Source organism: Candidatus Propionivibrio aalborgensis (assembly GCF_900089945.1).
Taxonomy (GTDB): Bacteria; Pseudomonadota; Gammaproteobacteria; order Burkholderiales; family Rhodocyclaceae; genus Propionivibrio; species Propionivibrio aalborgensis.
Genome location: NZ_FLQY01000348.1, coordinates 1 through 6,958, shown reverse-complemented (window position 1 = coordinate 6,958; position 6,958 = coordinate 1). Strand labels below are relative to the sequence as shown.

12 protein-coding genes are annotated in these 6,958 nt (G+C 58.6%); all 12 read right to left on the bottom strand.

The window, feature by feature from the left end; translation table 11 throughout:
- Positions 1-157, bottom strand: a 157-nt coding sequence (locus PROAA_RS14555) for an iron-sulfur cluster assembly scaffold protein (protein WP_186412028.1), incomplete at its 3' end; no start/stop codon positions are given.
- A 14-nt stretch (positions 158-171) separates the two neighbouring features.
- Entirely contained in the window at positions 172-495 is a 324-nt protein-coding gene (locus PROAA_RS14550) for a HesB/IscA family protein (protein WP_186412027.1), read from the bottom strand.
- Between the two features lie 140 nt (positions 496-635).
- The gene (gene fdxB / locus PROAA_RS14545) at positions 636-908 is read right to left on the bottom strand and encodes a ferredoxin III, nif-specific (protein ID WP_186412026.1); all 273 of its coding nucleotides are present in this window, start codon (positions 906-908) and stop codon (positions 636-638) included.
- Positions 905-1,123 carry a CCE_0567 family metalloprotein gene (locus PROAA_RS14540; RefSeq protein ID WP_186412025.1) on the bottom strand — a complete coding sequence of 73 codons (219 nt, stop codon included), beginning with the start codon at positions 1,121-1,123 and terminating at the stop codon, positions 905-907. Before PROAA_RS14540 ends, fdxB begins: the two co-directional genes overlap by 4 nt.
- Before the next feature lie 14 nt (positions 1,124-1,137).
- Entirely contained in the window at positions 1,138-1,587 is a 450-nt protein-coding gene (locus tag PROAA_RS14535) for a NifX-associated nitrogen fixation protein (RefSeq protein WP_186412024.1), read from the bottom strand.
- Positions 1,565-2,047, bottom strand: coding sequence for a SoxR reducing system RseC family protein (locus tag PROAA_RS14530; RefSeq protein WP_186412023.1), 483 nt, complete (start codon positions 2,045-2,047; stop codon positions 1,565-1,567). Before PROAA_RS14530 ends, PROAA_RS14535 begins: the two co-directional genes overlap by 23 nt.
- On the bottom strand, positions 2,044-2,547 hold the full coding sequence (locus PROAA_RS14525) for a NifB/NifX family molybdenum-iron cluster-binding protein (RefSeq protein ID WP_245664296.1): 504 nt from the start codon (positions 2,545-2,547) through the stop codon (positions 2,044-2,046). Before PROAA_RS14525 ends, PROAA_RS14530 begins: the two co-directional genes overlap by 4 nt.
- Positions 2,486-3,937: a nitrogenase iron-molybdenum cofactor biosynthesis protein NifN gene (gene nifN, locus PROAA_RS14520; RefSeq protein ID WP_245664295.1), complete on the bottom strand. Its 1,452-nt coding sequence runs from the start codon at positions 3,935-3,937 to the stop codon at positions 2,486-2,488. The genes PROAA_RS14525 and nifN overlap by 62 nt, the downstream gene beginning before the upstream one ends.
- Before the next feature lie 52 nt (positions 3,938-3,989).
- Entirely contained in the window at positions 3,990-5,390 is a 1,401-nt protein-coding gene (gene nifE / locus PROAA_RS14515) for a nitrogenase iron-molybdenum cofactor biosynthesis protein NifE (RefSeq protein WP_186412022.1), read from the bottom strand.
- Positions 5,391-5,750: 360 nt separating this feature from the next.
- Positions 5,751-6,011, bottom strand: a complete 261-nt coding sequence (locus PROAA_RS14510; protein ID WP_245664294.1) for a Txe/YoeB family addiction module toxin — start codon at positions 6,009-6,011, stop codon at positions 5,751-5,753.
- Positions 6,008-6,250, bottom strand: a complete 243-nt coding sequence (locus PROAA_RS14505) for a type II toxin-antitoxin system Phd/YefM family antitoxin (protein WP_186412021.1) — start codon at positions 6,248-6,250, stop codon at positions 6,008-6,010. Before PROAA_RS14505 ends, PROAA_RS14510 begins: the two co-directional genes overlap by 4 nt.
- Before the next feature lie 122 nt (positions 6,251-6,372).
- Positions 6,373-6,810 (bottom strand): hypothetical protein, encoded by a 438-nt coding sequence (locus PROAA_RS14500; protein ID WP_222102288.1) that lies wholly within the window; start codon positions 6,808-6,810, stop codon positions 6,373-6,375.
- Positions 6,811-6,958 lie beyond the last annotated feature (148 nt).

Sequence of the window (6,958 nt, the reverse complement as noted above, 5' to 3'; positions counted from 1 at the left end):
TGATGATCTCGGTTTCCGGCTCGACCTTGAGCATCAGGCGCAGCGCATCGCCGCACTGGATGGAACCGACATCGCCAATTCCATTCGCATCTTCCAGCGGGCCCGAATTGCGCGGGTTGAAGAAATGTTCCCGAACCTTGTCAGAGTATTCCCACATGCTATGAGTGCTCCCTAAAGCTTGAATGACGAGCCGCAGGAGCACTGCGCGCTGGCGTTCGGGTTGTCGAACTTGAATCCGGTGTGCGTCAGCGAGTCGATGAAATCGATCGTAACGTTGTCGATCATCGGAAAAGTCATCGGGTCGACCAGCAACTTGACCCCGTCGACTTCAAGCTCCCAGTCGTCTTCGGCCTTGCCTTCTTCGAGCTTCATGCCGTATTGAAGGCCGGAGCAGCCACCACCCGAGATCACCAGGCGCAAGCCGGCAACCGGCGTCTCGGAACCTCGAATGAAGCGTTGTACGGCTTTTACGGCAGCGGGCGTCATATTTATCATGTCGGCTCTCCCAGAGTCTATGTAATGCATTAGTGCAAACCTTGTGCCAACTGCGCATTTTGGCTAAGCCCTTGTATTGACTAACTTGTCTCGACGCCGAGGGATGTCGTGTTTGCGACAATCCGCCATAAGCTTCAGAGTCAGGCGGCTGCGTAGGTATAGCAGCCCTTCGGACAGACGCGACCGCAGGCACCGCAACCGATACAGTCCGCCGCGTTGGCCAGCGCCATGACCATCATGTTGTCGTCATCGTTGTCTTCGTCGTCGTCATCGAGCTCGCGTTCGACCAGATCGAGGACATCGCGCGGGCAAACTTTGTAACAGCGGCCACAGCCGATGCACTTGGCCTGATCGAGATCGGTGACGAATTCCGGCGTCCATTCGGTGCCGCCCTTGGTGAGTCCGGTAATCATGCTGAGTCTCCTTTAAGTGCTTCTGTGAGACGGGCGCTGGCCTCGGCCCAGGCCTGGCAGGCGGCAAAAGTCGATTGCGAAAGTGCCGGGATCTCCTGATAAGCCGCTGGCAGGCGGTCTTCGACAAGATCGTGCATTTGCGCCGCCCATTCGGAAGAGATGCGCTTCAATTTCTTGACCTCCTTGTCGAGGTCTTTAAGTTCTTCGTCCGTCATGCTTTCTCCCGACCTTATAGACCGGCAACGGCCGGATACTGCCCGATGCGTTCAATGGCCACGCTCAGAATCTTGTCGGCCTCGTCTTTCATCTTGGACAGGCTGGCAAAGCCGAAGCGATGGACGTCGCGCAGGGTACGATCGACAGCGACGAGCTTGCCGACCGTGATCAGAGCGCGGCCAAATCCCTCGTGCGTCAGATGAACCAATGGCACGGCGAGCAACTTGCACTCCTTCTCGATAAGAACGGCGATGGCGTTGTAAAAGGCCTTGACGCGGGAAATGGTTTCTTCGTCCGGGTCGCCGATCAACGGCACATTGGCCTTGCGCTCCTTGGTCATGACGTAGGGGTCGAGGACTTTTTCGACGCTCCAGCCGGCATAGGAGCCATAGGTATCCAGGGCGCGCATCTGGCGGGCCATTTCCTTGACGAAATCGGTTTCAAAGATGGGATCGACACTCATGGTGGTACTCCTGTTGGGACAGTGTGGGATGATCGGAAATGACAAAGACTTGCGGCGCAGGCGCCAGGCCCGGAAGCAATCGAATGACCAAACGCACGATAAGCAGCGCGACGATGAAACCGGCCATCGCGCCCAGTGCGGCTGCACCGTCGCTGCCATCATGCATAACGCCAAACCAGGCGCCGAGCATCATGGCAAATACCGGAAAGAGATAACCAAATAGCGCGAAAAGGGTCAGGCAGCTTTCACGCAGCGCGATATTGACCTGATCGCCGACCTTGATGTCAGAGTGAACCGGCAGTGAGATCAAACTGGCGGCACGCCCGTTTGCCAACTGGCCAATACCGCAGGCGCTCTCATGGCCGCAGCCGCCGCAGCCCCTGGTTTCCATGGCGACAACGGCCTTGCCTTCCTCGACTCGCTGCACGGTGCCGCGATGCTCGATGATTCCGGCATTCATCCTTCCCACCCTTCTTCTTCCATGGCGGCGAAGCGATCATCGCTTCTGGATTTGGCCTGGGCGGCGATGGCGCGATCGATCCAGGAGACACCACCTTCACTCATGGCGAGGGCGATATCGTGCAAAAGCACATCGACGTGATCGACCTCGTTGATCCGGATCGGCTGGATTCCCCTGGCCGTTAACTGCTTTATCGCCGACGCGCCGATAGCCGTCACATAGACCGCGTTACAGCCATCAAGAAAGTCGACCTTGGCGGAAAGTTTGCCCTCGTTGCCGTCCATCAATTCGTCGGCAAACTCGGCCACGCCGACCAGTGTCGCCTTGTCGGGAACAACGTCATAGATGGCAAAGCCTTCGGCCGCACCAAAATGCTGATTGACCCGAACACGGTCCGTGGTGGCGAAGGCAACCCTGATCACGGCGACAGGCTCCCGCTTAATGGACCAGACCAGTTGCAGCCGGCGCGTCGACACCGGGTTGCCCTTGGCGTTGGCCAAGGTGTTGTTCAACGCCGACGTCGTCACGGGATTCAGCCCAGTACAGTGATCGATAAGGTTCGAGTTCATGGTGTTGGCTCTGCATCAGGTTAGCGAGATCAAACAAGGCCTGCCGTGTGCCACGGTAGCCTACCCAGGTGCGGGCATAACCGCCCACGTGGTCGTACTGCGGGAATCCGGCACGCAACAACGGCAGGCCAAGCCGACGCGCCGTTTCGGCGGCGTGCGAATTGGCGATGAGCAGTTGCGCGCGTGAAGCGCTCGCCTGTTTTTCCAGGTCCTCCAGATCGCCGACAATGACATCTGGAGTCGGCAGGCTGGCCAGGCTCTCCGCCTTGGCCGGACTGACAACGCTGACCATTTCGGCGCCCATGCCAGTCAAAAAGCGAACCAGCATGCCCAGCAGGTCGGGATCGGCGGCCAGCGCAACGCGTGCAAAGCCCAGCGAAAAGTGGCAATCCACCATCGCGTCCTGCAACTGTGCGCGGTGACGTTCGACCTTCGCCGGCACCGGTTTGCCGGAGATATCGGCCAGGGCCTGGGTGAAGGCATCGCAATCGTCCAGCCCCATCAAGCCGGCAAAGCGGTAATCGGGAACACCGGTTCGTGTCTTCAGGATCGCGGCGGCCTTATCGAGCGACGGGCCAATCACCAGTGTGGCAACCGACTCGCCCATACTCTCGATTTCCGGTCGCGGCGTGCCGCCGATGGTCAATGCGGAATACTCGGCTTCGATCAGATGGCCGTCCAGGGAATCGCCAATATCCGGAAGAACAATGGCGTACAGGCCGAATGCTTCCGTCCATTCCCTGATCGCCTCGATGTCGCCCGGCGTCAGCATCGCCGAGGCCAGCACATTGACCTGCTTCGGGCGCTTGCCCGCAGTCTGCCTTTCTGGCTCGCTCACGGGCACCAGTGTTTCGATCAGCGCTTCGATGGCCAACGCGTAACCGCTTTCAAGGCAGCCCACATAATCCGGCGAATTGACCGGCACCACCGCCACGTGCGCGAACTCAGGATAGGCACTGCGGAAATCGTTGAGATTCCGGCGGATGTCCGTTCCCTGTGTTTCGGCGAGCCCGGTGGTCACCAGACCGATGATGTCCGGCGAAGTCTTCTCGCACAGCGTGCGTAGCGCCTCGACCACGTTTTCGTCGGCACCCATGATCGTCGACACCTGATCCATCGCCGTCGTTTGCAGCGGAATCGGCTCGCGGAAATGACGAACGAAAAACACCTTGCCGAACGCCGTGCAACCCTGCGAGCCATGCATCAGCGGCAAGCTGCGTCTCAGGCCGAGAAAGACCAGTGAAGCGCCGACGGTCTGGCTGACCTTCAGCGGATTGACCGCCAGCGCCTTTTTTGGGTTGATGATTTTGGCCATCTTCATTCACCGTTCGCTTTGATTGCTTTGATTGCTTTGATTGCTTTGATTGCTTTGCTTATGCCACCAGCTCGCTGCCTGGGCCGCGCTGTTTTGCCCACGGTGCCGGCCGGCGAACAGCTGCCCACACCGGACTTTCCATCGACAGTACCAACTGGCGCGCCAGCTCGACCATGCCGGTGTATCCGGCATAGCCGAATTCACGCTCCTGGTTGATGTCGAGGAATGGAATGCGCGCCTTGAGCGCGGTGTACAAGTTGCGGCCACCAGCGATCAGGATGTCGGCCCGGTACTCGTGATAGATCGAGAGCAAGGATTTCGGACTGCCCTCATCGATCATCTTCGCGTCGTCGCCCATCAGCTCGCGGATTCGCGCCTTGTCTTCCTCGGTGGATTTGCGGGTGCCGGTCGCCACTACTTTCATCCCCAGATCCTGCAATGCAGAAACGATGGACCACGACTTGACGCCGCCGGTATACAGCAGCACCCGCTTGCCCTTGAGCCGTTCGCGCCAGGGTTCAAGCGCGGCATTCGACCGGGCTTCCTCGCGGGCGATAACGGCTTCGCAACGCGCGGCAAGGTCCGCATCGCCGAGCAAGCGGGCGAAACTGCGCAGTGCGTCGGACACATCCTGCACGCCGTAGAAACTGCCCTCGAAGAACGGAATTCCGAATTTCTCGTGCAGCTTGCGCGCGACATTGAGCAGGGCCTTGGCGCAAACCACCATGTTCACTCTGGCGCGATGCATGGTCTGCACTTCATGGAACCGCGAGTCGCCGGACAAGGTGCCCAGAATACGCAGACCAAGTTCGTCGAATAGCGGCGCAACGTGCCAGAACTCGCCGGCAATGTTGTATTCGCCGATCAGATTGACGTCGAACGTCGGCAGCCCGTCGGCACGCGGCGGGGCCGGGGACGGCTCGCGCGTGCCGATCACGTGCTTGAACATGGCCTCGCCGGCCAGGCGGTTGCCAAGGTTTTTGGTACCGTAAAACCCGGCGGCATCAACCGGCACGACCGGCGTTCCCCAGCGCGCGCTGGCGTCCTCGCAGACGGCGCCGACGTCGTCGCCGATCAGCGCCGTAACGCAGGTGTTGTAGACGAACACCGCCGCCGGTGAATAACTGTCGATAGCCTGCTTGATGGCGTGGAACAGCCGTTTCTCGCCGCGCCCCATCACCACGTCTGTTTCCGAGAGGTCGGTGGTCATGCCGGTGCGGAAGAGCGTGATACCGGAAGACCGCGTGCCGCGGTTGTCCCACGACGACCCCGCGCAGGCAATCGGGCCATGCACGATATGCGCGACATCGGCAATCGGCAGCAGCGTGATCTGCGCACCGTCGAAAGAGCAGCCACCGGCCGTGGCGCCGGGCGCGGGTCGGGCGCAACCGGATTTTTCCTTCGTGTTGTGGCTACACGCCGGCTCGTCTAGCAAGGCCTGGATCACGCTGGCTTTCATGCTGCTCTCCAATGGTATGAGAACCATTGAGCAAAACCGGTGCCACCTTTAATACATTGATTTTATGTAACTAGTAGGTAAGTGCCTTGTTGCAAATCCGACAAAGCGCCGCGCCAGAGGCGGGATTGGAACAAGCGGGTTGGGGTTGTTGTTCGGTGCAAAGGGTTCCGAAACACCATATCGCGCCCGGCAGATTGGAATGCGACGCTTGATCGCCCGGCCACCGCGATGGCAGTTTGGTTCAATCTTTGAGATCACCGGACTGTGCGGCTTTTCGCGCAGCTCCGACGGATTGATGGGTTCGGATCGTGGCTTGCTTCGCGATCACGATCCAATCTCGATCATTGGGCCGCTTCGCACTCATAGTGAGTCCACATACGCAAGACGCGGACCGTTTTCTCCCTGGCAAAGACTTCCTACACGATGCGTGTGCTGAATATTGATGCGGCGAGAGTATGCGCCGGCAAGATCACCGACCCATTTCTCGACAGGTGGTGGATTTTGGAATGGGTCGTTGGCTAGAACTGCAAGCAATTCCTGCGCATTTGCTTTAAGAGCATTTGCAGCAAGCTTCTTTGCATCTTTCATTGCTTGCTTGGCATAAACGATTTCCCAACTCACCACTTAAGCATCTTCGGGCTCTTTGCGAGGGGCTCGGCCATACCTGCCTTTATGGACTCGCGCATGCCAGAAACTGCCAGGAGGTACAAGGTTTCCTGAATTGCGCTCCAATCTTCCGCAGAAAGAAGCACGGCACTGCTGCGTTTTCCGGAAATGATGATCGGTTCGTTTGATTCCGCAGTTTGGTCAATCAACCGGTACAGATTGGCGCGAGCTTCGCTGGCGGTAAGCGTGTTCATTTCCTGCTCCTTCAAAGAAGCCTCAGCCGTACGCTACTACGTACGTATTGGCAAGCGACTAGGGGCGACGTTGAATTGCGCGGGGCTTCATGCGCGCCACTTCCAACGCGTGATTCGGCGAATCAGATTTTTCGACTGTCATACGCCCAATGCAGTAACGCCTGCCTTTGTTTTCGTCGGCAATCCAAGTCCTCTTTCGCGCAATTCGCCTTGAGCTGCGCAATATGCCTTGTCATGCCCTTCCACCGCTTGATCTGGCGCTCGTCATCGGGACCGCGTCTTCCCATGTAGTACCTGCAATACCACTGAAACCACCCGCGCGGGTCTTCGCGATGGATCCAGCCCTTTTCTATCCATTCTGCCAATGGCCGCGAAGCGTTGACACCGAAGAAATTCAGTGCAGGCACCTGGCGCTCGCGATTCAGTTTGGCGCGTACAAACCAGTCTTCGGGGAACTCGTCGGTACAGTCCGTCATGTATTTCCCGCCGAACACACCCAACGCCAGCATCTGCTTCGGCGTCAACTCCGGACGGAAGTCGACATGAAAGTTCTTGCCCATGGGCTCAGTCAAGAAATAGCTGTAATTTCTCTGCATGAGGTCGTTTACAACGACCCTTCGGGCTTCTTTCATTTCAGTGTGGCCGAATCGGGATAGGAAGAAGCCTCACGGCCCCTCCCTCCCACACCACCGGACATACGGGTCACGT

What these genes read in the sequence shown, in the direction of transcription:
- PROAA_RS14550 (WP_186412027.1), bottom strand. Translation starts at nt 495, where the DNA reads ATGATAAATATGACGCCCGCTGCCGTAAAAGCCGTACAACGCTTCATT.
- nifN (WP_245664295.1), bottom strand. Translation starts at nt 3,937, where the DNA reads ATGAAGATGGCCAAAATCATCAACCCAAAAAAGGCGCTGGCGGTCAAT.
- fdxB (WP_186412026.1), bottom strand. Translation starts at nt 908, where the DNA reads ATGATTACCGGACTCACCAAGGGCGGCACCGAATGGACGCCGGAATTC.
- PROAA_RS14500 (WP_222102288.1), bottom strand. Translation starts at nt 6,810, where the DNA reads ATGGGCAAGAACTTTCATGTCGACTTCCGTCCGGAGTTGACGCCGAAG.
- PROAA_RS14535 (WP_186412024.1), bottom strand. Translation starts at nt 1,587, where the DNA reads ATGAGTGTCGATCCCATCTTTGAAACCGATTTCGTCAAGGAAATGGCC.
- PROAA_RS14505 (WP_186412021.1), bottom strand. Translation starts at nt 6,250, where the DNA reads ATGAACACGCTTACCGCCAGCGAAGCTCGCGCCAATCTGTACCGGTTG.
- nifE (WP_186412022.1), bottom strand. Translation starts at nt 5,390, where the DNA reads ATGAAAGCCAGCGTGATCCAGGCCTTGCTAGACGAGCCGGCGTGTAGC.
- PROAA_RS14540 (WP_186412025.1), bottom strand. Translation starts at nt 1,123, where the DNA reads ATGACGGACGAAGAACTTAAAGACCTCGACAAGGAGGTCAAGAAATTG.
- PROAA_RS14530 (WP_186412023.1), bottom strand. Translation starts at nt 2,047, where the DNA reads ATGAATGCCGGAATCATCGAGCATCGCGGCACCGTGCAGCGAGTCGAG.